The organism is Bradyrhizobium sp. USDA 336, from assembly GCF_044908355.1.
In the GTDB taxonomy this organism is placed as follows: Bacteria; Pseudomonadota; Alphaproteobacteria; order Rhizobiales; family Xanthobacteraceae; genus Bradyrhizobium; species Bradyrhizobium yuanmingense.
Window position 1 is genome coordinate 4,978,161 of record NZ_JBIYDC010000002.1, and the last position, 22,189, is coordinate 5,000,349.

Below are 22,189 nucleotides of genomic sequence, written 5' to 3' on the forward strand. Positions count from 1 at the left end.
CGGGCATCCACGTTTGGGAGGATGCTCGACAGACAGACGTGGATGGCCGGGACAAGCCCGGCCATGACGAGAGGATAGACCGCTCGCATGAACGAGAAGACCGACGAGCGACTGATCGAGGCCGGGCGAAAACTGTTCGCCCGCGACTGGCAGTTCATCTGGGCCTCGCCTTCGATCGAAACGCTGCCGCCGATGGCGGGGCTGGAGATCGCCTTCGCCGGGCGCTCCAATGTCGGCAAGTCGAGCCTGATCAACGCGCTCACGGGACGCAACGCGCTGGCGCGCACCTCGCATACGCCGGGCCGCACCCAGGAGCTGATCTTCTTCGAGGTCCCCGGCAAGAACGACCTGCGCCTCGTCGACATGCCCGGCTACGGCTATGCCAAGGCGCCGAAGAGCCAGGTCGCGTCCTGGACCGAGCTAATCCACAGATTCCTGCTGGGACGCGCCAGTCTCGCGCGCGTCTACGTGCTGATCGATGCGCGGCACGGGATCAAGGATGTCGACCTCGAGGTGCTAAAGACGCTCGACCGCTCCGCCGTCAGCTATCAGATCGTGCTGACCAAGGCCGACCAGGTGAAGGCCGCCGAGCTGCAAGCGCGCATCGCCGAGACTGAGGCCGCGCTCGCCAAGCATCCGGCGGCGTTCCCGAACGTGCTCGCGACCTCGTCGCGCAGCGCGACCGGCATGGAGGGCCTGCGCGCCGCGATGGCGAAGCTCCTGGAAGAGCGGGCCTCGTGATGCCAGCGCACCGCCTGCTGATCGGGCTTGCCGGCTTGATGGGCGCGGCCGGCGTCGCGCTGGCCGCCGCCTCCGCCCATGGTGCGGACGCGAGCCGTCTTGCCTCCGCCAGCGCCATGCTGCTGTTTCATGCAAGTGCCATACTTGCGACCATCGCCTTGCTCACGCGCGGCCTTCTGCACGGCGGAATTGGACTCGTGGCGACGTTCGGCTTCGCGATCGGTGCCGCGCTGTTCGCAGGCGACCTCACCTTGCGGCAGTATGCCGGGCACGCGCTGTTTCCGATGGCGGCGCCGACGGGCGGGATGGTGATGATTGCGAGCTGGCTGGCGGTAAGCGTGGCGGCGGTGGCGGCGAAAAGGTGATGCTCTCGTGTCCCGGACGCGGTGCGGCACGCAGTGACGCTCCGCAGAGCCGGGACCCAGAAGCGACATGGGCCCCGGCTCTGCAGCGCACCGCTTAAGGAGCGTTGCGCTGCGTCCGGGGCACCAAGACTGCTTTGCGCTGTCCCCGCCAATCGGATAGAACGCGCACCATTCGATCCGCCAGCGAGACCGCGACATGACCGACATCTCTCCGCTCGACCAGGCCCGCATCCTGTCCGAAGCGCTGCCGCACATGCAGCAATATGACGAGGAAACCATCGTCATCAAATACGGCGGCCATGCCATGGGCGACGAGGAGACCGCGAAGAACTTTGCCCGCGACATCGTGCTCTTGGAGCAGACCGCGATCAATCCGGTGGTGGTGCATGGCGGCGGGCCGCAGATCGCGACCATGCTCAAGCGTCTTGGGATCGTCTCGGAATTCGCCGCGGGCCTGCGCATCACCGATGCCGCGACCATCGAGATCGTCGAGATGGTGCTCGCCGGCTCGGTCAACAAGCAGATCGTCGGCTACATCAACGAGGCCGGCGGAAAGGCGGTGGGCCTGTCCGGCAAGGACGGCAACATGGTGAAGGCGTCGAAGACGACGCGCACCATCGTCGATCCCGATTCGAACATCGAGAAGGCCATCGATCTCGGCTTCGTCGGCGACCCCGAGAAGGTCGACCTCACTTTGCTGAACCAGCTGATCGGCTACGAGCTGATTCCGGTGCTGGCGCCGCTCGCGACCTCCAAGGAAGGCCAGACGCTGAACATCAACGCCGACACCTTTGCAGGGGCCGTCGCCGGCGCACTGAAAGCCAAGCGCCTGCTGCTGCTCACCGACGTGCCCGGCGTGCTCGACAAGTCGAAGAAGCTGATCCCGCAATTGTCGGTGAAAGACGCGCGAAAGCTGATCGCCGACGGCACCATCTCCGGCGGCATGATCCCGAAGGTCGAGACCTGCATCTACGCGCTGGAGCAGGGCGTGGAGGGCGTCGTCATCATCGACGGCAAGATGCAGCACGCGGTGCTGCTCGAGCTCTTCACCAACCAGGGCACGGGCACGCTGATCCACAAGTGAGAGACGAGCAGCGAAGAAGAGAGGGCGTCATGCCCGGGCTTGTCCCGGGCATCCACGTTCTTTCTTTGCCGAAGCGAGACGTGGATGGCCGGGACAAGCCCGGCCATGACGACCGGAGAAAGTCGAAACACCGCCGCTCCCGCCTCACCCGCTTCCTGATGTCGCTGCCGGCGGCCGCTGTCTCCTTCTTCTTCTCCTCCGCGCCAGCGATCGCCGACCTCAAGATCTGCAACCGCATGTCCTATGTGGTCGAGGCCGCGATCGGCATCGACGACAAGGCGGCCACCGCGACGCGCGGCTGGTTCAGGATCGATCCCGCGGCCTGCCGCGTGGTGGTGCAGGGCACGCTGACCGCGGACCGCATCCTGCTCAACGCGCGCGCGCTCGGCGTCTACGGCGCGTCCCCGATCCCGCAAAGCGGCAACGACATGCTGTGCGTCGCGCAGGACAATTTCGTCATCGCGGCGGCGCGGCAGTGCCGCAGCGGCCAGACGCAGGTTCCCTTCACGCAGGTGACGCCGACGCAAAGCCCGGACGGCAACCTCGTCGCTTATCTCGCCGAGGATTCCGAATATGACGACGAGCAGGCGCGCCTCGCCGGCATCCAGCGGCTCCTGGTGATCGCAGGCTACGACGCCGCGCCGATCGACGGCGTCGATGGGCCGAAGACGCAGAGCGCGCTGGCCGCATTCCTGAAGAGCCGGGGCTTGTCGTCCGACATCGTAGGCTCGCAGAACTTCTTCAAGACCATGGTAGATGCGGTGCAGACGCCGTCCGCGACTGGCCTCACCTGGTGCAACGACACGCCGCACAAGGTGATGGCGGCGATCGCGACCGACGACGGCAAGGCCGTGACCAGCCGCGGCTGGTATCGCATCGATCCCAAGACCTGCCTGCACCCCGATGTGACCGGCCAGCCGAAGCAGATCTTCAGCTTCGCGGAAGCGGTCGACGCCGACAACCGAATCGTCAAGCTGAAGGACAAGCCGCTGAATTGGGGCGGCGACAGGCAGCTCTGCACACGCGAGACCAAGTTCGAGACCAGCGAGCAGACCGATTGCGGCGCGCGCGGCTTTGCGGCAACGGGCTTCAGCGCGGTAGACATGTCGACCGGCGGCAAGACGCTGCGCTTTGCCGTACCGTGAGCGAGAGACTTGTGATGAGCCCACCCCGCAGCTTCAGCCATGTCGACACCTGGGTGTTCGACCTCGACAACACGCTCTATCCGCATCACGTCAATCTGTGGCAGCAGGTCGATGCGCGGATCGGGGAGTTCGTCTGCAACTGGCTGAATGTCGGCCCGGAGGAAGCGCGGGCGATCCAGAAAGATTATTATCACCGCTTCGGCACCACGATGCGCGGCATGATGACCCTGCACGGCGTCTCCGCCGACGACTACCTCGCCTATGTCCACAAGATCGACCACTCGCCGCTGGAGCCGAATCCGGCGCTCGGTGCGGCCATCGCAAAGCTGCCGGGCCGCAAGCTGATCCTCACCAACGGCTCGGTCGACCATGTCGATGCCGTGCTGGCGCGGCTCGGCTTCGCCGGCCATTTCGACGGCGTGTTCGACATCATCGCCGCCGAGTTCGAACCGAAACCGGCGGAGCAGACCTACCGCAAGTTCCTCGGCCAGCATGCGGTCGATCCGACCCGCGCCGCCATGTTCGAGGACCTCGCCCGCAACCTCACTGTCCCGCACCAGCTCGGCATGACCACCGTGCTGGTGGTGCCTGACGGCACCAAGGAGGTGGTGCGCGAGGACTGGGAGCTGGAAGGCCGCGACGCCGCCCATGTCGACCACGTCACGGATGATCTGGCGGGGTTTTTGGCGGGGCTGTCGCCCCAATGACCGAAGTCATCCCGGGGCGCGAAGCGAGCCCGGGATCCATAACCACAGGGAGTGGTTGTGGCGCGAGATCGATAACTCCGAGTCCTCGCCAAATGACCGCCTGTGGTTATGGGTCCCGGGCTCGCGCTTCGCGCGCCCCGGGACGATAGTGGAGTTTGCCTTGACTCCACCCCTGCAAATCTCGAAAAAGCGCTCCAATTCTCGCGAAACCACGCGCTTCCCAGAGGAAATCCCGATGTCTCTTGCAGCCCTCGAATCCACCATCAACAGCGCCTTCGACGCGCGGGACGGCATCTCGACCTCGACCAAGGGCGAGGTGCGCGAGGCCGTGGACCAGGCGCTGGAGACCCTGGACAAGGGCGAGGCCCGCGTTGCCGAGCGCGGCAGCGACGGCAAGTGGAAGGTCAATCAATGGCTGAAGAAGGCCGTGCTGCTGTCGTTCCGCCTCAACGACATGGACGTCATTGGCGGCGGCCCCGGCAAGGCGAGCTGGTGGGACAAGGTGCCCTCGAAGTTCGAAGGCTGGGGCCCGAACCGCTTTCGCGATGCCGGTTTTCGCGCGGTGCCGGGCGCGGTGGTGCGCCGCTCGGCCTTCATTGCCAAGAACGTCGTCTTGATGCCGTCCTTCGTCAATCTCGGCGCCTATGTCGATGAGAGCACGATGGTCGACACCTGGGCCACCGTCGGCTCCTGTGCGCAGATCGGCAAGCGCGTGCACATTTCCGGCGGCGCCGGCATCGGCGGCGTGCTCGAGCCGCTGCAGGCCGAGCCTGTCATCATCGAGGACGATTGCTTCATCGGCGCGCGCTCGGAAGTCGCCGAAGGCGTGATCGTGCGCAAGGGCGCGGTGCTGGCGATGGGCGTGTTCCTGGGAGCCTCGACCAAGATCGTCGACCGCGAGACCGGCGAGGTCTTCATGGGCGAAGTGCCGGAATATTCGGTGGTGGTGCCCGGCGCTCTGCCCGGCAAGCCGATGAAGAACGGCCAGATCGGCCCGAGCACCGCCTGCGCCGTCATCGTCAAGCGCGTCGACGAGCGCACGCGCTCCAAGACCAGCATCAACGAGCTGCTGCGGGATTGATGCCAGGCGAGTAGCGAGTAGCCAGTGGCGAATAGGGCGCGGACCCTCTTCCCCATTCGCCATTCACCATTCGCTGCTAGGATCGAACCCACCCACTCTCCATGGCGACCAATGTCCGGGCGGCTCCGTTCCGCCCGGAGCCACTCGCATGGATTGGACTTGGTACCTTTTCCGCTTCGACGGGCGCATTGGCCGCGCCAAATTCTGGCTGGCCGGGCTGATCATCCTCTGCTGGATGATCTTCATGGCGGCAATCGCGGTCGCGTTCGGCGCCGGCTCGTTCGCCATTTCAATCAGCGACATCTTCAAGGTGCTCGACCCAGACACTTATCGCGCGCTGTCGCGCGCCGATCTCCCGCTGGTCCTGACCAAGCTGATCGGCACGCCACTGTTCACGTGGGTGTTCGCCGCGACCTTCGTCAAGCGTCTCCACGACCGCGACAAGTCCGCCTGGTGGCTGCTCGCCTACTTCGTGATGCCTGGTCTGTTCAAGCAGTTCGAAGAGCGACTTCCAGACAGTTACTGGATAGCGCCCATCGCGCTGGCCTGTTTCGTCCTACCCCTAGCCGGCTTCGTCGAGACCGGCTTCCTGCGCGGCACCCGGGGGCCCAATCGGTTCGGTCCGGATCCGTTGGCCCAGAACGACTCCTCGCTGACCCCGCCTGCGAGACGCTGGGACCAGGGCCGCGAGATCGAAATTGTCCCGCTCCATGCTAGCCCACCCGGCGGCATGCATGTTAAGCGGGGCGCATGACCGATGCTCTCTCCATTGCCCGCGACCTGATCCGTTGCCCTTCAGTCACTCCGGCCGATGCCGGCGCGCTCGGGGTGCTCGAAAAAATCCTGGGCGCTGCCGGTTTCACCTGTCACCGCGTGACCTTCAGCGAGGAAGGCACCGCCGACGTCGACAATCTCTATGCGCGGATCGGCACGGAAAGTCCGCACATCACCTTTGCCGGCCACACCGATGTGGTGCCGCCCGGCGACGAGAGCGCCTGGAGCGTCGGGGCGTTCTCCGGAGAGGTGAAAGAGGGCGTGCTGCATGGCCGCGGCGCGGTCGATATGAAGGGCGGCATCGCCTGCTCGGTCGCGGCGGTGCTGGAGCATCTCGCCGCCAACGGCGGCAAGCCGCGCAGCGACGGTAAGGGCTCGATCTCGTTCCTGATCACCGGCGACGAGGAAGACGTCTCGATCAACGGCACCATCAAATTGCTCAAATGGGCCGCCGAGCGCGGCGAGAAATTCGACCACTGCGTGCTCGGCGAGCCTTCCAACGTCGAGACGCTCGGCGACACCATCAAGATCGGCCGGCGCGGCTCGCAATCCGGCACGCTCGTCGTCGACGGCGTGCAGGGCCACGTCGCCTATCCGCACCGCGCCTCCAATCCGGTGCCGGACATCTCGCGGCTGATCGTCGCGATCTCCGACGAGCCGCTCGACCATGGCAGCGCGCAATTCCAGGCGTCCAATCTCGAATTCGTCTCGGTCGACGTCGGCAACAAGGCCTTCAACGTCATCCCCGGCGAGGCCCGCGCAAGATTCAACATCCGCTACAACGACAACCACACCCAGGCGAGCTTGCGTGAATTGGTCGAGACGCGTCTCGCCAAAGCCTGCGGCAACCGCATCAAGGCCCGCATCGTGTGGGAGCCCTCCAACTCGAACGTGTTCGTGACCAAGCCGGGGCCGTTCACCGATCTCGCGGTCTCCGCGATCGAGGAGGTGACGGGGCGCAAGCCCGAGCTGTCGACCTCAGGCGGCACGTCGGATGCGCGATTCATCTCCTTCTATTGCCCCGTGATCGAGTTCGGTCTGGTCGGGCAGACCATGCATCAGGTGGACGAGCGCGTGCCGGTGGTGGATCTGGAGAGGTTGACGAAGGTGTATCGCGGGATCTTGGCGCGGTATTTTGCTTGAGGCACTGTTGCCTCCACAAACACGACCGTCATCGCCCGGCTTGACCGGGCGATCCAGTATTCCAGAGACGGCAGTGATTGAGCCGAGAGGCCGCGGCGTACTGGATGCCCCGGTCAAGCCGGGGCATGACACCGAGGTTTGGCGAGAGCATGCCCGCTCTCTGCGCCGCTCGCCTAATAATCCACCTTCATCAAATACAGGCCCTCGGGCGGGGCGACGATGCCGCAGGCGGCGCGGTTGCGGGCTTTGAGCGCGGCGGAGAGATCGTCGGCGGTCCAGCGGCCCTCGCCGACCCAGACCAGGGATCCCACCATCGAGCGCACCTGGCTGTGCAGGAACGAGCGTGCCGAGGTGATGACGTTGATCTCGCGACCATCGCGGATCACGTCGAGCTGGTCGAGCGTCTTCTCCGGCGACTTGGCCTGGCACTCGGTGTCGCGGAACGTGGTGAAATCGTGCTTGCCGAGCAGGCGCTGCGCCGCCGCATGCATCGCCTCAGTGTCGAGCTTGCGCGGCACGCGCCAGGCGTGGCCGACATCGAGCGCGAGATTGGCGCGGGTGTTGACGATGCGATAGCGGTAGTGGCGCTTGACCGCCGAGAAGCGCGCCTCGAAATCGTCGGGCACGATCTCGGCCTCGAGCACCGCGATCGGATGCGGGCGCAGATGCGCGTTGAGCCCGTCGCGAAAACGGCCCGGCGGAAACTGCTTGTCGACGTCGACATGCGCGACCTGGCCGCGTGCATGCACGCCGGCATCGGTGCGGCCGGCACCGTGCACGCGCAGATCCGCCCCGGTCATCGCCTTCACGGCCGCCTCGAGCGCGCCCTGCACCGACGGCAGCGTGTCCTGCACCTGCCAGCCGAAGAACGGCGCGCCGTCATATTCGATGGTGAGCTTGTAGCGGGGCATCGTGTCCAGTTTCGTCGTCATTGCCCGCGAAGGCGGGCAATCCTGCACTCCGCAGCTTATCCGATTGACCGAGAAGCCTCGGCGTACTGGATACCCCGCCTTCGCGGGGTATGACAGTGTCAGGTGAATTTGGATCCCGCCTTTAACGGCACGCCGCGCAGGAAGTCCGCGGCCTGCATGCGGGCCTTGCCCTCGCGCTGCAGCTCGATGATGCGGATGGCGCCGTCGCCGCAGGCGACGGTAAGCTGATCGTCGAGCACGTCGCCAGGCGCGCCGGAGCCTTGCGCCAACTCGCAACGCAGGATTTTGACGCGGGCATCGTCAAGCTCGCTCCAGGCGCCGGGGAAGGGCGAGAGGCCATGGACGTGGCGCAGCACCGCGCGCGCCGGCTTGGTCCAGTCGATCCGCGCCTCGGCCTTCTCGATCTTGGCGGCATAGGTGACCCCGTCCTCGCTCTGCGCCTTGAGCTGGAGCCCGCCGCGTTCGAGCGCGGCCATCGCGCGCACCATCAGGTCGGCCCCCAACGGGGACAGGCGATCGTGCAGGTCGAGCGCGGTCATGTTGTCGGTGATCGCGATGCGCTCGGCCATGGCGACGTCGCCGGTATCTAAGCCGACATCCATCTTCATCACCATCACGCCGCTCTCGGCATCATCAGCCATGATTGCGCGGTTGATCGGCGCGGCGCCGCGCCAGCGCGGCAACAGCGAGGCGTGCAGATTGTAGCAGCCGAGTTTTGGCGCATCGAGGATCGCCTGCGGCAGGATCATGCCGTAGGCGACGACGACGGCCGCATCAGCCTCAAAGGCGCGGAACTCCGCCAGCGCCTGCTCGGTCTTCAGCGTCTTCGGCGTCAGCACGGGGATACCCAGCTTTCGCGCGGCTTCCTCGACCGGCGTCGGCTGCAATTGCAGGCCGCGCCGCCCGCCCGGCTTCGGCGCGCGGGTGTAGACCGCCGCGATCTCGTGGCCATGAGCGACCAGCTCGAGCAGCGTCGGCACGGAGAAATCGGGCGTGCCCATGAAGATGAGGCGGAGGGGCATGTAGCTGCGTTCGGTGAGAGTTCTGGTTCTCCGTCATGCCCGGGCGTGTCCCGGGCATCCACGGTCTTGGCGACAAAGCAAGCAAGGCGTGGATGGCCGGGTCAAGCCCGGCCATGACGACCTGAGAGAGCCGAGGCCTACTCCGCCGCGCGCTTGGCGGCTTTCTCGAACTTCTTCATGACGCGGTCGCGCTTGAGCTTGGACAGATAGTCGACGAACAGCACGCCGTTGAGATGGTCGATCTCGTGCTGGATGCAGGTGGCGTAGAGGCCTTCGGCATCTTCCTCATGCACCTTGCCGTCGAGATCGGTGAAGCGCACGCGCACCTTCGCGGGCCGCTCGACCTCCTCGTAATATTCCGGGATCGAGAGGCAGCCTTCCTCGTAGACCGAGAGTTCCTCGGACGAGGCGATAATCTCAGGATTGATGAAGACGCGCGGCGCGTGCTTGGTCTCGCCGTTCTCGTCGCGCTTGGCGAGGTCCATGGTGATCAGGCGCAGCGGCTGCGCGACCTGGATCGCCGCGAGCCCAATGCCGGGCGCGTCGTACATGGTCTCGAACATGTCGTCGGCAAGCTTGCGGATCTCCGCCGTGACCTTCTCGATCGGCTTGGAGACCAGGCGCAGCTGCTTGTCGGGCAGGATGATGATTTCTCTGAGGGCCATGGCCGCGATTTAAGCCGCGCGCCGGATGCGGTCAATGCGGCCCGGAACCCGTTAACCCCTCGCTAACCATAAAACTTCACCTTTCATTAACCATGAAAATTAAGGGCCGGTTAACCCAGAATGTTCCCTCTTCGTTCGCGAGAGTGCAGCGAATCGGCTACAAGGCGGCATGAACGAGATCATTGTCATGCTGGGCGACTGGCCGGTGCGCATCGTCGATGCGCTGATCGGCTTCGGTGCGCTCGTCCTCATCCTGCTGGTTGTGATTGCGGTCGTGATCGCGCGCTCGGGGCGGCGTGGCGCGGAACTCGCCATGGCGAACGCGATCCGGGCCGACGAGCTCGAGGAGCGCCTCGCCCAGGTGCTGCGCGCCCAGAGCGAGGCCTCGGGGCGGGTTGACGCCATGACCCAGGCGCTCGCGGGACGCCAGGCCGAGATGGCGCGGGCGGTCAACGAGCGGCTTGATTCGGTGACGCATCGGGTCGGCCAGTCCATGGAACATTCGACCCGCAACACCATGGAGAGCCTGCGCGCGCTGCATGAACGGCTCGGCATCATCGACAACGCGCACAAGAACCTCACCGACCTCACCACGCAGGTGACCACTCTGCGCGACGTGCTCGCCAACAAGCAGTCGCGCGGCGCCTTCGGCCAGGCGCGGATGGAGGCGATCGTCCAGGACGGTCTGCCCAAGGGCTCCTACGAGTTTCCAGTTCACGCTCTCGACCGGAAAACGGCCGGACTGCGTCGTGTTCCTGCCGGACCAACGCCCGCTCTGCATCGACGCGAAGTTTCCGCTGGAGGCGATGACGGCGCTGCACGATGCCCGCACCGACGAGGAGCGACGCGTCGCCACGCAGCGGCTGCGCAGCGACGTGATGAAGCATGTCAGCGACATCGCCGAAAAATATCTCGTCGCCGGCGAGACCCAGGAGATGGCGCTGATGTTCGTGCCGTCGGAATCGGTCTACGCCGAGATCCACGACGGCTTCGACGACGTGATCCAGAAGGCCTATCGCGCCCGCGTCGTGCTGGTATCGCCGTCGCTGTTGATGCTCGCGATCCAGGTGATGCAGCAGATCATGAAGGACGCGCGCATGCGCGATGCCGCCGATCAGATCCGCACCGAGGTGATCAAGCTCGGCGACGATTTGGGACGCCTGCGCGACCGCGTGCTCAAGCTGCAAAAGCATTTTGCCGACGTGAACGAGGACGTCCGCCAGGTGCTGATCTCCGCCGACAAGATCGAGAAGCGCGCAGGGCGAATCGAGGAGCTCGATTTCAGCAAGAGCGATGCGCCGGAGGCACCGCGCCTGGTGGCGACGGGAGCGGCAGAGCTGTTTCCGCGCAAGCTCCAGGCGGGGGAGTGAGATTGGGGCACACTGTCATGCCCCGCGAAGGCGGGGCATCCCGTACGCCGCGGCGGTTGTGATCGAACCGAGACGCTGGTGGTTACTGGATCGTCCGCCCCCCTGCGCAATTGCGCGCGGACGATAAGGGCGGTGAGATGGTCACATGGGTGCACGCCTTTACTACGTCTACATTCTCGCCAGCCGAATTGGCTGCACGCTCTATATCGGCGTGACGAACGATCTCGTCCGCCGAGTGGCGCAGCACAAGTTGAAGGTCATCGAAAGCTTCACCGAAAAGTATGATGTCGTTCGGCTGGTCTACTTCGAGCAGTTCGATGATCCCGAGAACGCGATCAGGCGGGAGAAGCGGCTGAAGAAGTGGAACAGGGCCTGGAAGGTCCGCTTGATCGAGCAGCATAACCCAAACTGGGATGATCTCTATCCTGGCATAGCCGGACCACCGTAAGGCGGTCATACCCCGCGAAGGCGGGGTATCTAGTACGCCGCAGCAGTTGTGATTGAACCGAGACGCCGCGGAATACTGGATCGTCCGCCTTCGCGGACGATGACACCGAGAGGGTGGAGAGAGCATCCGCCCCACTGAGCTCGCAAGAGTCATTTCCCCCAGAATCTGCTAACACCCCCTCCATGACCGCACCCGACGCGACCTCCCCCGCCGCGACTTCCGCCGCCTCGCCCTCCTGGCGCGACAGCCTTGCCGTTTACCTGCAGCCGCGGGTGCTGATCGTGCTGTTTCTCGGCTTCTCCTCGGGGCTGCCGCTGGCGCTGTCGGGATCGACGCTGCTGGTGTGGATGGCCGAAGCCGGGGTCGATCTTGGAACGATCGGGCTGTTTGCACTGGTTGGAACACCATACACGCTCAAATTCCTGTGGGCGCCGCTGGTGGATGCGCTGCATGTGCCGTTGTTCACGCAGTCCTTCGGACGTCGCCGCGGGTGGCTGGTGTTTTCGCAGCTGTTGCTGATCGGCGCGATTTTGCTGTTGGCGCTGACCGATCCGGCACGTTCGCCGCTACTGGTCGCGCTCGGTGCGCTGCTGGTCGCGACGATGTCCTCGACGCAGGACATTGTGGTCGATGCTTTCCGCGTCGAGAGCCTGCCCGAAAGCGAGCAGGCCGCCGGCATGGCCGCCTATGTCGCCGCGTATCGCATCGGCATGTTGGTATCGACCGCAGGCGCCCTGTTCATCGTCACCGGCTTCGAGGCGATCGTTCCTCGTGGCGCCGCCTGGATGTGGGGCTATGTAGTGATGGCGGCTCTGGTGCTGATCGGCACGGTGACTGCGCTCGCCGCCACCGAGCCCGCACAATCCGCGCGCGCAGAGGCCGCCACGCAGGACGAGGGCGCGCTCACGCGGGTGTTCCATGCGGCGCTGGGCGCGTTCTCGGAATTCCTGCGACGCAAGGAAGCATGGGTCGTGCTCGCCTTTGTCGTGCTGTTCAAGTTCACCGACGCGTTCTCCGGCAACATGACCGTGCCGTTCGTCATCGATATCGGCTTCACGCGGAACGACTATGCCGTGATCGTCAAGGGCGTCGGCATCGTCGCGACCCTCGCCGGCGGCTTTGCCGGCGGCTTTGTGGCCCGGCGCTATTCGCTCGCGACCAGCCTGTGGATCGGCGGCATCGTGCAGGCGATGTCCAATTTGTCGTTCTCGTGGCTGGCGCTGGTCGGCGTCAACGAATGGGCGCTGACCCTCGCGATCACCTCCGACAATTTCTGCAACGCCATCGGCACCGTGATCTTCGTCGCCTATCTCTCGGCGCTGTGCCAGAACCCGCTGCACACGGCGACCCAATATGCACTGCTGACGGCGCTCGCCGCAGTAGGACGGACCTATTTGTCGTCGGGCGCAGGCTATCTGGCGAAAGCGACGGGCTGGCCGATGTTCTTCGCGATCTCCGTCCTCGTCGCCATCCCGAGCCTGATGCTGCTGGCGTATTTGCAGAGGCGCGGGCATTTCGAGGCGCTGGGGCCGGTGCGGGTGTAGGACTCACCTCTCTCTTTCGTCATTGCGAGCGAAGCGAAGCAATCCAGACTGTCACCGCTGAGGCAGTCTGGATTGCTTCGTCGCAAGGGCTCCTCGCAATGACGACCGAGGGAGTGGAGCTCCCTACTGCTTCTTGATCAGGCTCCACTTCGTGATCACGGCCTCGCTCATCTGGCCGGGATCGCTGGCGCAGGCGACCTCGTCCACCTTCACGGAGATCTCCTTGCCGACGAAGGATTTCAGCTGCGCGGCCTGCGCCTCGCTGGAGGTGACGAGCTGGAACGTCTCGGGGCCGGTTTCGAGATTGCACAGCCCGTTCGGCGGCGGCAGGCGGCGCGGTTCCGACGTGATCTGGTAGGTCGCGACGCGCTTGCCGTTCTTGGCGTCGCGCACCTTCATCGCGTTCAGCTCGCCGGAGAGCACGTCGCCAGTGTTGATCGGCTTGCCGGGCTTGGACGGCGGCGGCGCCTCGTCACGCTGCTGCGCGGAGATGGCCGGGGTCACCAGCATCAGCATCGTCGCGACCAAAGCGAAGCGTGTGGCGAAAAGTTTCGTCATGTCGTCCGTTCCGTGAAGTCTGGATGGCTAGAACAGGGTGCGCTGCCGCATCGCAGCCGATAGCGTACCTTCATCGAGATAATCAAGCTCGCCGCCGACGGGAACCCCGTGGGCGAGCCGCGTCACCTTCACATTGGCGTCCTGAAGCAGGTCGGTGATGTAATGCGCCGTGGTCTGGCCGTCCACCGTCGCATTCAGCGCCAGGATGATCTCGTGCACTTGCGAATCATGCGCGCGCGCCACCAGCGCGTCGATGGTCAGATCCTGCGGGCCGACGCCGTCGAGCGGCGACAATGTCGCGCCGAGCACATGATAGCGCCCCTGGGTCGCATTGGCCCGCTCCAGCGCCCAGAGGTCGGCGACGTCGGCGACGACGACGATAATCGCCGGATCGCGCTTCGGATCGGTGCAGACGGTGCAAGGATTTTGCGTGTCGATGTTGCCGCAGGTCTTGCAGACCTGGACCTTGTCCAGCGCCACCTGCAAGGCGCTCGACAACGGCATCATCAGTGCTTCACGCTTCTTGATCAGATGCAGCGCCGCGCGCCGCGCCGAGCGCGGACCGAGGCCCGGCAGCCGCGCGAGCAGCTGGACCAGCCGCTCGATCTCGGGACCTGCAACAGCGCCCATTTTATTGGCCGAACAGCCCCGGCGGCAGGCCGAGCCCGCCGGTGAGGGCCTGCATCTTCTCCTGCATGGCGGTCTCGGCCTTGCGGCGCGCATCAGCGAAGGCGGTGACGAGCAGGTCTTCCAGCACCTCGCGCTCTTCGGCCTTCATCAGCGAAGGATCGATCTTGATGCCCTTGACGTCCATCTTCGCGGTCATGCGCACGGCGACGAGACCGCCGCCGGAAATGCCTTCGACCTCGACGTTGGCGAGCTGGTCCTGCATCTCCTGCATCTTGGATTGCAGCTGCGCCGCCTGTTTCATCATGCCGAGAAAATCAGCCATGGGTGCGTGTCCTTGGAAAGAATGGTTCAGAGATCGTCGCCGTCGGAACCGTCGGGCGGATCGTCGCTGCCATAGTCGGCGTTAATATCGGTTTCCGGGGTCTCGGGAGCAAGCCTGCGGACCTCGACGACCTTGGCGCCGGGGAAACGCGACAGCACCTCCTGCACGCGCGGATCGGCTTCCGCGGTACGGGCATGCTCCTGCTTGGCCGCCTGGTTCACCGAACGCAAAGTCGGCTGGCCCTGCTCGTTGGAGACGATCACGGTCCAGCGGCGGCCGGTCCACAGCTCGAACTTCTTCGCAAGTTCCGAGATCATGGTCTTGGAAGCGTTGGGCTCGAGCGCGACTTCCAGCCGCCCCTCCTCGAAACGGACGAGGCGCATGTCGCCTTCGAGCGCGCTCTTTGTCATGATGTCGCGCTTCTGCCCTGCGAGCGCAACCAGCTGGGTGAAGCTCGCGATGCGCAGCTGGGGCGCCGCCCCTTGCGTATCCGGCGCGGGCGCCGCCATCTGCGGCCGGGCGCCACCGCCAAACGCTGGAGCCGAGGCTGTCGGCATCCGCACGGGCGCAGCCGACATCGGCGCTGCGGAGGCAACCGGCGCGGCGGGCGCGCCGCTGCGCGCGCTACTTCCGCCGTTCACGACCGGCGAGCCGCCGCCGTTCTGCTCCAGCATCCTGATCGCTTCGTCGGGCGTCGGCAGGTCGGCGACATAGGCGATGCGCACCAGAACCATTTCGGCCGCGGCTGCGGGACGCGTTGCGGCCTGCACCTCGGCGATGCCCTTAAGCAGCATCTGCCACATCCGCGACAGCACGCGCATCGAGATCTTGGAGGCGAACTCCTTGGCACGCACGCGCTCGGTCTCGCCATAGGCGACGTTGTCGGCGGTCGCCGGGATAACCTTCACACGGGTGACGAAATTGACGAACTCGGCGAGGTCCGAGAGCACGACGATGGGATCGGCGCCGACATCGTATTGGTCGCGGAACTCCTTGAAGGCGGACGCGATGTCGCCGCGCGCCAGCGACTCGAACAGGTCGATGACGCGGGTGCGGTCGGCAAGGCCCAGCATCTGCCTGACGGCATCGGCCTTCACCTGCCCCGCCGCATGCGCAATGGCCTGATCGAGCAGCGACAGCGAATCGCGTACCGAGCCCTCCGCGGCGCGCGCAATGATGCCGAGCGCCTCCGGCTCGATCTCGACGTTTTCCTTGGCCGCGATGCTGGCGAGGTGCTTCATCAGCACGTCGGCCTCGACGCGGCGCAGGTCGAAGCGCTGGCAGCGCGACAGCACGGTGACCGGAACCTTGCGGATCTCGGTCGTCGCGAACACGAACTTGGCGTGCTCCGGCGGCTCCTCCAGCGTCTTCAGGAAGGCGTTGAACGCCGCCGTCGAGAGCATGTGGACTTCGTCGATGATGTAGACCTTGTAGCGGGCGCTGGCCGGGGCATAGCGCACGCTGTCATTGATCTGGCGGACGTCGTCGACGCCGGTATGCGAGGCCGCGTCCATCTCCAGCACGTCCATGTGCCGGCTTTCCATGATCGCCTGGCAATGCACGCCCAGGGTCGGCATGTGGATGGTCGGCCCTTTCACCGATCCATCCGGCATCTCGTAGTTGAGTGCGCGGGCGAGAATGCGCGCGGTGGTGGTCTTGCCGACACCGCGGACGCCGGTGAGAATCCAGGCCTGCGGAATGCGGCCGGTCTCGAACGCATTGGAGACGGTGCGGACCACGGCCTCCTGGCCGATCAGATCATCGAACGAAGATGGGCGGTATTTGCGCGCCAGCACCCGGTAGGGCGCATTGCCGGCCTGGCCGGCGCTATCGGGATCGGGAGGGGCGCCAGCGTCGGTCATCGGTCGATCCGCAATGAAATGTCTCTTGGCCGGCTTTTGCGGAAAGGAGCGCGCTGGCGGCTGGTGCCGCCGGCGCTGGTTCGCTCGAAAACAGGTAGGAGACTGACGAGCGACCCGATCCGGACCTCGTTAGGGCTGCTTCCTTCCGGACCTGACCCGGTTGGCGAGTGGCTCGTCCACCGCCAATCTCCCGGTCCCTATTTGGGGCCAAAGGGAGCGGAAAGCAAGCGGGGTCTGGGGCTGTTCCGACGGCGCTTGGGACTTCCAGCGCCGAATTCGCCCTCATTCGGCGTGCCCCACCGGGTCCGGCGCATAAGGACCATGGCGCATACGGATGTTGTCTGGGGGCGTGGTCTCTGCGACGGTAAGAATCAATCCAGAGAAGCCTTCATGCCCGAACCCGCCTGGTCGCTGCACTCCCGCCTGAAAGAGGACACTATCGATATCGGCGACCTGCCGCTGTCGAAGGTGCTGGTCATCAAGGACGCGCATTATCCCTGGCTGCTGCTGGTGCCGCGACGCGCCGATACGGTCGAGATCATCGATCTCGACGAGGTGCAGCAGGCGCAGCTGATGACGGAGATCTCCCGCGTCTCGCGCGCGCTGAAGGAGATCACCAAATGCGACAAGCTCAACATCGCCGCGCTCGGCAACCTCGTGCCGCAGCTGCACGTCCACATCATCGCGCGCCGCACCAGTGACGCGGCCTGGCCGCGGCCGGTGTGGGGCGTGATGCCGCCGCTGGCGCATGACGCCGCGGAGGTTCAGAATTTCATCAGCGCGCTTCGCCGCAAGATCTGGTTGGGTTGAAAGAACAATAATGTCAGCATTCAACGCGTTTCCGCTGGGGCAGCCGGCCTTCGTCACCAACGTCCTCGACCGCGCCGCGCATCTGCGCCGCGACGACGAAAAGCTGTTCGCGCTGGAGCAGAAGCCGTCCTCGCGCGCCTATGTGGTCTATCGCGACTCGCTGCTGGTGAAGCGCGAGGGCGACAAGGTGCGGGCGCTGCTCGGAATCGACGAGGCGCTGAAATGCGGTGCCAATCCCGGCACGGTGTTCCTCGGGCTTCGCGACGGTGCGGCCGTGTTCGGCATGGGCCTGTCGCAGGCCGCCGCCGAGAAGCTGGTCGGCCGCGAGGATTATACCGTGACCGAGCTGCGCGGCATGGCGATGCAGGGCGCGATCCCGCCCGAGGAGCTCTCGGCCGTCGCCATGGCAAAGTCGATGGTGGGCTGGCATCAGCGCCACGGCTATTGCGCCAATTGCGGCGTACGCACCAGCATGAAGGAAGGCGGCTGGAAGCGCGACTGCCCGAGTTGCAAGGCCGAGCATTTTCCGCGCACCGATCCGGTCGTGATCATGCTGGTGGCGTCCGGCGACAAGTGCCTGCTCGGACGCCAGAAGCAGTTTCCGGCAGGGATGTATTCCTGCCTCGCCGGCTTCGTCGAGGCGGCCGAGACCATCGAGGACGCGGTGCGCCGAGAAATCTTTGAAGAGTCCGGGATCCGCTGCACCGACGTGCAATATTACATGACCCAGCCCTGGCCCTATCCGTCGTCGCTGATGATCGGCTGCAGCGCGCAGGCGCTGAACGAGGACATCGTCGTCGATCGGATGGAGCTGGAAGACGCGCGCTGGTTCACGCGCGACGAGGCCGCCAAGATGCTGACGCGGACGCATCCGGACGGGCTCGCCGGCCCGCATCCCTTCGCCATCGCCCATCATCTGCTCGGCCGCTGGGTGCACGACAAGAGCAGCTGAGTCGAACGACGATGACCGGCGCCGCGCCGCGCATCCTCTGCATCGGCATGCCGGTGCGCGACCTCATCCTGCGCGTCGAGACCTTGCCCGAACGCGGCAGCAAGGCGAACGCCAGCCATCTCGCCGAAGTGTGCGGGGGCAACGCGCTCAACGCTGCCATCGCGATGGCGCGGCTCGGCGGCCGCGTCGCGTTCGCGGGGCCGATGGGTGATGCGCGGGAGACGTCGAGCGCTTTCATCCTCGCGCAGATGGCGCAGGAGGGCGTCGATAGCACGCACATCGTGCGCATGCCGGGCCTGAGCACGCCGGTCTCGGCGATCATGATCGAGCCCTCCGGCGAGCGGACGCTCACCATCTATCGCGATCCCGCGCTGTGGACCGTGAGGCTACCCGAGGCCGACGCCTTGCTGACCGATTGTCAGGCGGTGCTCGTCGAAAGCCGCTGCGCGGCGTTCGCGACCTCGCTTTGCGCCGAGGCACGCCGGCGCGGCATTCCCGTTATCGTCGGCGTCGACCGCGCGATGGCGCTGCAGGACGGCCTGCTCACGGCCGCCTCGCATCTGCTGTTCGCCAGCGCCCAGCTGCAGGAGACGGCCGGCATCGCTGACGACAGCGCGGCCTTGAAGCGCCTGGCGGAGCTGACGCCCGCCCTCCTCGCGGCCACAAGGGGCCCGCACGGCGCGATTTGGCTGAACCAGGCGGGCGCGCTGGAGGAAACACCTGCCTTTCCGGTCGAAGCGGTCGATACGCTCGGCGCCGGCGACGTCTTCCATGGCGCGTTCGCGCTCGGCCTCGCCGAGGGCAAGGGGTTGCGGGAAGCGATGCGATTCGCCACGGCCGCCGCAGCGCTGAAATGCACCCGCCATGGCGGCGGCTTGGCCGCCCCGCAACGCGTTGAAGTTGAAAGGTTTTTGCGCGATCGTCCGTAGAGCGATTCCATGGAAGCGCCGAGATTATGGGCTTGCTGTGGAAAGATTTTCTCTATATCTGGGAAATCTGCCCCTGAAATGAAACAAAGTTCTTCAAATGACTGATGTCGCCGTCCAAATTCCCGAGACCAGCCGCCGCCTCGACGCCATCGACCGCAAGATCCTGATGGTCCTCCAGGAAGACGCCTCCCTTTCCGTCGCCGAGATCGGCGACCGGGTTGGCCTGTCCTCGACCCCCTGCTGGAAGCGCATCCAGCGCCTGGAGGCCGACGGCGTGATCATCAAGCGCGTCGCCCTCGTCGACCAGAACAAAATCGGGCTCGGCATCTCCGTGTTCGTGTCGGTCGAGAGCTCCGACCATTCGGATGCCTGGCTGAAGCGATTCGCGGAGGCCGTCAGTGCCATGCCCGAGGTGATGGAGTTCTATCGCATGGCCGGCGACGTCGACTACATGCTGCGCGTCGTGGTCGCGGACATGCAGGCCTATGACGTGTTCTACAAGAAGCTGATCAGCGCCGTCCCGCTGAAGAACGTCACCTCGCGCTTCGCGATGGAGAAGATCAAGTCGGTGACGGCGCTGCCGATCCCGGCGGTGGTGGCGGCGTAGGTTCACCTCTCCCCGTTTGCGGGGAGAGGTCGGATTGCGAAGCAATCCGGGTGAGGGGGTACAGGTCTCGCGACATTCGAATCCGCGGAGAGAAGCCCCTCACCCCAACCCTCTCCCCGCAAGAACGGGGCGAGGGAGCGCACCGCCATCGCAGCGGCAGTCACCAATCAGATCTTCTGATTGTACTCGCCGACTTCGGGATGCGTGCGCAGCACGCTGTTCACCATCTCGAACATGTCGTGCATGCGCTGCTCCGAGACCGGGCTCTCGACCACGACGACGAGCTCGGGCTTGTTGGAGGAGGCGCGCACCAGGCCCCAGCTGCCGTCCTCGACCGTGACGCGGACGCCGTTGACAGTGACGAGGTCGCGGATCGCCTGGCCGCCGATCTTCGCGCCCTTGGCCTGCAGGCCTTCGAAGTGCTTCACCACCTTGTCGATGACGCCGTATTTGGTCTCGTCGGCGCAATGCGGCGACATGGTCGGCGACGACCAGGTCTTCGGCAGCGCGTTCTTCAAATCGGCCATCGACTTGCCGGGCGCGCGGTCGAGCATGTCGCAGATCGCGAGCGCCGAGACCAGGCCGTCGTCATAGCCGCGGCCATAGGGCTTGTTGAAGAAGAAGTGGCCGGACTTTTCGAAGCCCGCGAGCGCGCCGGTCTCGTTGGTGCGGCGCTTCATGTAAGAATGACCGGTCTTCCAATAGGCAGTCTTCGCGCCCTGCTTCTGCAGCACGGGATCGGTGATGAACAGGCCGGTCGATTTCACGTCGACAATGAACTGCGCGTCCTTGTGGATCGCCGACATGTCGCGCGCCAGCATCACGCCGACCTTGTCGGCAAAGATCTCCTCGCCGGTGTTGTCGACCACGCCGCAGCGATCGCCGTCACCGTCGAAACCAAGGCCGACATCGGCCTTGTGCTGCAACACCGCGTCGCGGATCGCGTGCAGCATCTCCATGTCTTCCGGGTTCGGATTGTATTTCGGGAAGGTGTGGTCGAGCTCGGTGTCGAGCGGGATCACCTCGCAGCCGATCGCTTCCAGCACCTGCGGCGCGAACGCGCCGGCAGTACCGTTGCCGCAGGCCGCGACCACCTTGAGCTTGCGCTTAAGCTTCGGACGAGAAGTGAGGTCGGCGATGTAGCGCGCCGGATAATTCTCGTGGAACTGGTAGGAGCCGCCCGCCTTGTTCTTGAATTCCGCGTTCAGAACGATCTCCTTCAGACGCGTCATCTCGTCGGGGCCGAAGGTCAGCGGGCGGTTGGCGCCCATCTTCACGCCGGTCCAGCCATTGTCGTTGTGTGAGGCCGTGACCATCGCAACGGCGGGCACGTCGAGATCGAACTGCGCGAAATAGGCCATCGGCGTCACCGCAAGGCCGATGTCGTGCACCTTGCAGCCCGCCGCCATCAGGCCGGAGATCAGCGCGTATTTGATCGAGGCCGAGTAGCCGCGGAAATCGTGGCCGGTGACGATCTCCTGGCGGACGCCGAGCTCGGCGATCAGCGCGCCGAGCCCCATGCCGAGCGCCTGCACACCCATCAGGTTGATTTCCTTCTGGAACAACCAGCGCGCGTCGTATTCGCGAAAGCCGGTCGGCTTCACCATCGGCTCGGATTCGAAGGCGTAGGTGTTGGGCAACAATACGGATTTCGGCTTCGGGAACATTGAGTCTGTCTCGTGAAAGGGGGCGGGAGTTGCTGCAGGCTTAGCGAATGCCAAACCGCAGCGAAAGGCGGGAATGAAGGCTTATGGCCGATAATTGCGGCAGTTTGGTAACGAAGAAACGTTACCGGGAGGGCGGCCGGAGCAAGGATATCATCTACTTGAAATTGGCGACTGCGCGGTCGCGGGCAGCGCCTCTACTGCTCCAGCACCATCTGCCCGTTGGCGTACTCAAAACGCTTCAGGCGGGACAGGAAGGAGAGGCCGAGCAGGTTTTCCGACAGCGCCTCGTCCGGCAGCACCATGGCATCGACGTCGCGCACGATGAGACCGCCGACGTCGAGCATGGCGATGCGGGTGCGCGCGGCCTTGATGGTGCCGTTGGCGGTGGAGACGGTGGCGTTGTAGTCGCCGCGCGAGGGACGGAGACCAAACCGGGCGGCCGAGGTCTCGTTCAGCGCAACCACGGAGGCACCGGTATCGATCATGAAGCCGATGCGCTGGCCGTCGATCCGGCCCTCGGTCTGGAAATGACCGCGGCCGTCACGGCCAATGGCCAGGCTGCGGCTGCCGGCCGGCGCTGTGGCTGCGACCGCGACCGTCGTGCGCGGTACTGACGTGGCGGAAGCCGAGCTCATCTTGTCCGCCATCTGCGCCATGAAGGTGCCGAGGCCGATCATGACGGCCGCGATGATCATAATGTTACGCATCACACCACTTCCGAGCCGAAAGCTCGATTTCATCACGCGACGAGGCCGGCGGCGAGCGCGGGCACGCCGGGGCTCCTGTCATTTTGACGAAAAGGATGAGCGGAGGGTTAATGGGCGCCGTTGC

Annotated in this window: 23 protein-coding genes, 1 other RNA gene and 1 pseudogene; 15 read left to right on the forward strand and 10 right to left on the reverse strand. The window is 65.2% G+C overall.

Annotated elements, in window-relative coordinates; all coding sequences use genetic code 11:
• The first annotated feature begins 87 nt into the window (after positions 1-87).
• From yihA to dapE, 8 genes are all read left to right on the forward strand, one after another.
• Positions 88-741 carry a ribosome biogenesis GTP-binding protein YihA/YsxC gene (yihA, locus tag ABIA45_RS24370; protein ID WP_404653980.1) on the forward strand — a complete coding sequence of 218 codons (654 nt, stop codon included), beginning with the start codon at positions 88-90 and terminating at the stop codon, positions 739-741.
• A complete protein-coding gene (locus ABIA45_RS24375) occupies positions 741-1,106 on the forward strand; it encodes a DUF423 domain-containing protein (RefSeq protein ID WP_404655736.1) in 366 nt (121 codons plus the stop codon). The genes yihA and ABIA45_RS24375 overlap by 1 nt, the downstream gene beginning before the upstream one ends.
• Positions 1,107-1,302: 196 nt before the next feature.
• Positions 1,303-2,190, forward strand: a complete 888-nt coding sequence (argB, locus tag ABIA45_RS24380; RefSeq protein WP_275498339.1) for an acetylglutamate kinase — start codon at positions 1,303-1,305, stop codon at positions 2,188-2,190.
• Positions 2,191-2,348: 158 nt separating this feature from the next.
• On the forward strand, positions 2,349-3,335 hold the full coding sequence (locus tag ABIA45_RS24385; protein WP_404546371.1) for a DUF1036 domain-containing protein: 987 nt from the start codon (positions 2,349-2,351) through the stop codon (positions 3,333-3,335).
• A gap of 14 nt (positions 3,336-3,349) precedes the next feature.
• Complete coding sequence (locus ABIA45_RS24390) at positions 3,350-4,042, forward strand: pyrimidine 5'-nucleotidase (RefSeq protein ID WP_404544316.1); 693 nt, start codon at positions 3,350-3,352, stop codon at positions 4,040-4,042.
• Between the two features lie 235 nt (positions 4,043-4,277).
• On the forward strand, positions 4,278-5,123 hold the full coding sequence (dapD, locus tag ABIA45_RS24395) for a 2,3,4,5-tetrahydropyridine-2,6-dicarboxylate N-succinyltransferase (protein ID WP_157283364.1): 846 nt from the start codon (positions 4,278-4,280) through the stop codon (positions 5,121-5,123).
• Between the two features lie 148 nt (positions 5,124-5,271).
• Positions 5,272-5,877, forward strand: a complete 606-nt coding sequence (locus tag ABIA45_RS24400; protein ID WP_404544319.1) for a DUF805 domain-containing protein — start codon at positions 5,272-5,274, stop codon at positions 5,875-5,877.
• Complete coding sequence (gene dapE / locus ABIA45_RS24405) at positions 5,874-7,040, forward strand: succinyl-diaminopimelate desuccinylase (RefSeq protein ID WP_404653983.1); 1,167 nt, start codon at positions 5,874-5,876, stop codon at positions 7,038-7,040. The genes ABIA45_RS24400 and dapE overlap by 4 nt, the downstream gene beginning before the upstream one ends.
• A gap of 173 nt (positions 7,041-7,213) precedes the next feature.
• Here the strand turns inward: dapE and truA are convergent, their stop codons facing one another.
• From truA to def, 3 genes are all read right to left on the reverse strand, one after another.
• A complete protein-coding gene (truA, locus tag ABIA45_RS24410; RefSeq protein ID WP_198399719.1) occupies positions 7,214-7,951 on the reverse strand; it encodes a tRNA pseudouridine(38-40) synthase TruA in 738 nt (245 codons plus the stop codon).
• Between the two features lie 119 nt (positions 7,952-8,070).
• Positions 8,071-8,994: a methionyl-tRNA formyltransferase gene (gene fmt / locus ABIA45_RS24415; protein WP_404653985.1), complete on the reverse strand. Its 924-nt coding sequence runs from the start codon at positions 8,992-8,994 to the stop codon at positions 8,071-8,073.
• A gap of 137 nt (positions 8,995-9,131) precedes the next feature.
• Positions 9,132-9,659 carry a peptide deformylase gene (def, locus tag ABIA45_RS24420; protein ID WP_157283369.1) on the reverse strand — a complete coding sequence of 176 codons (528 nt, stop codon included), beginning with the start codon at positions 9,657-9,659 and terminating at the stop codon, positions 9,132-9,134.
• Between the two features lie 169 nt (positions 9,660-9,828).
• On the opposite strand from def, the pseudogene ABIA45_RS24425 reads away from it, so the two are divergent.
• The 3 genes and pseudogenes from ABIA45_RS24425 (at position 9,829) to ABIA45_RS24435 (ending at position 13,021) form a co-directional block, all read left to right on the forward strand.
• A pseudogene (locus tag ABIA45_RS24425) lies at positions 9,829-11,029 on the forward strand (DNA recombination protein RmuC).
• A 145-nt stretch (positions 11,030-11,174) separates the two neighbouring features.
• Entirely contained in the window at positions 11,175-11,477 is a 303-nt protein-coding gene (locus tag ABIA45_RS24430; RefSeq protein WP_404653988.1) for a GIY-YIG nuclease family protein, read from the forward strand.
• Positions 11,478-11,659: 182 nt separating this feature from the next.
• Complete coding sequence (locus tag ABIA45_RS24435) at positions 11,660-13,021, forward strand: AmpG family muropeptide MFS transporter (protein ID WP_275498334.1); 1,362 nt, start codon at positions 11,660-11,662, stop codon at positions 13,019-13,021.
• Positions 13,022-13,144: 123 nt separating this feature from the next.
• On the opposite strand, the gene ABIA45_RS24440 is transcribed toward ABIA45_RS24435, so the two are convergent.
• From ABIA45_RS24440 to ffs, 5 genes are all read right to left on the reverse strand, one after another.
• Positions 13,145-13,579, reverse strand: a complete 435-nt coding sequence (locus ABIA45_RS24440; protein WP_157283373.1) for a hypothetical protein — start codon at positions 13,577-13,579, stop codon at positions 13,145-13,147.
• A 27-nt stretch (positions 13,580-13,606) separates the two neighbouring features.
• Positions 13,607-14,209 (reverse strand): recombination mediator RecR, encoded by a 603-nt coding sequence (gene recR, locus ABIA45_RS24445; protein ID WP_036026497.1) that lies wholly within the window; start codon positions 14,207-14,209, stop codon positions 13,607-13,609.
• Between the two features lies 1 nt (position 14,210).
• Positions 14,211-14,531, reverse strand: coding sequence for a YbaB/EbfC family nucleoid-associated protein (locus ABIA45_RS24450; RefSeq protein ID WP_271539485.1), 321 nt, complete (start codon positions 14,529-14,531; stop codon positions 14,211-14,213).
• 26 nt (positions 14,532-14,557) lie between these two features.
• A complete protein-coding gene (locus ABIA45_RS24455) occupies positions 14,558-16,393 on the reverse strand; it encodes a DNA polymerase III subunit gamma/tau (protein WP_271539487.1) in 1,836 nt (611 codons plus the stop codon).
• 94 nt (positions 16,394-16,487) lie between these two features.
• Positions 16,488-16,584, reverse strand: an RNA gene (ffs, locus tag ABIA45_RS24460) — signal recognition particle sRNA small type.
• Positions 16,585-16,783: 199 nt separating this feature from the next.
• Here ffs and ABIA45_RS24465 point away from each other — a divergent pair.
• From ABIA45_RS24465 to ABIA45_RS24480, 4 genes are all read left to right on the forward strand, one after another.
• Complete coding sequence (locus tag ABIA45_RS24465; RefSeq protein WP_036041788.1) at positions 16,784-17,203, forward strand: HIT domain-containing protein; 420 nt, start codon at positions 16,784-16,786, stop codon at positions 17,201-17,203.
• A gap of 10 nt (positions 17,204-17,213) precedes the next feature.
• Complete coding sequence (gene nudC / locus ABIA45_RS24470) at positions 17,214-18,155, forward strand: NAD(+) diphosphatase (RefSeq protein WP_404653992.1); 942 nt, start codon at positions 17,214-17,216, stop codon at positions 18,153-18,155.
• 11 nt (positions 18,156-18,166) lie between these two features.
• A complete protein-coding gene (locus tag ABIA45_RS24475; RefSeq protein ID WP_404653994.1) occupies positions 18,167-19,084 on the forward strand; it encodes a sugar kinase in 918 nt (305 codons plus the stop codon).
• 97 nt (positions 19,085-19,181) lie between these two features.
• A complete protein-coding gene (locus ABIA45_RS24480) occupies positions 19,182-19,691 on the forward strand; it encodes an Lrp/AsnC family transcriptional regulator (protein WP_025032510.1) in 510 nt (169 codons plus the stop codon).
• Positions 19,692-19,858: 167 nt separating this feature from the next.
• Here the strand turns inward: ABIA45_RS24480 and ABIA45_RS24485 are convergent, their stop codons facing one another.
• Together ABIA45_RS24485 and ABIA45_RS24490 are read right to left on the reverse strand one after the other, a co-directional pair.
• Complete coding sequence (locus ABIA45_RS24485) at positions 19,859-21,358, reverse strand: phosphomannomutase/phosphoglucomutase (RefSeq protein WP_225172594.1); 1,500 nt, start codon at positions 21,356-21,358, stop codon at positions 19,859-19,861.
• A gap of 194 nt (positions 21,359-21,552) precedes the next feature.
• On the reverse strand, positions 21,553-22,065 hold the full coding sequence (locus ABIA45_RS24490) for a TIGR02281 family clan AA aspartic protease (RefSeq protein ID WP_404653997.1): 513 nt from the start codon (positions 22,063-22,065) through the stop codon (positions 21,553-21,555).
• Positions 22,066-22,189: the final 124 nt, after the last annotated feature.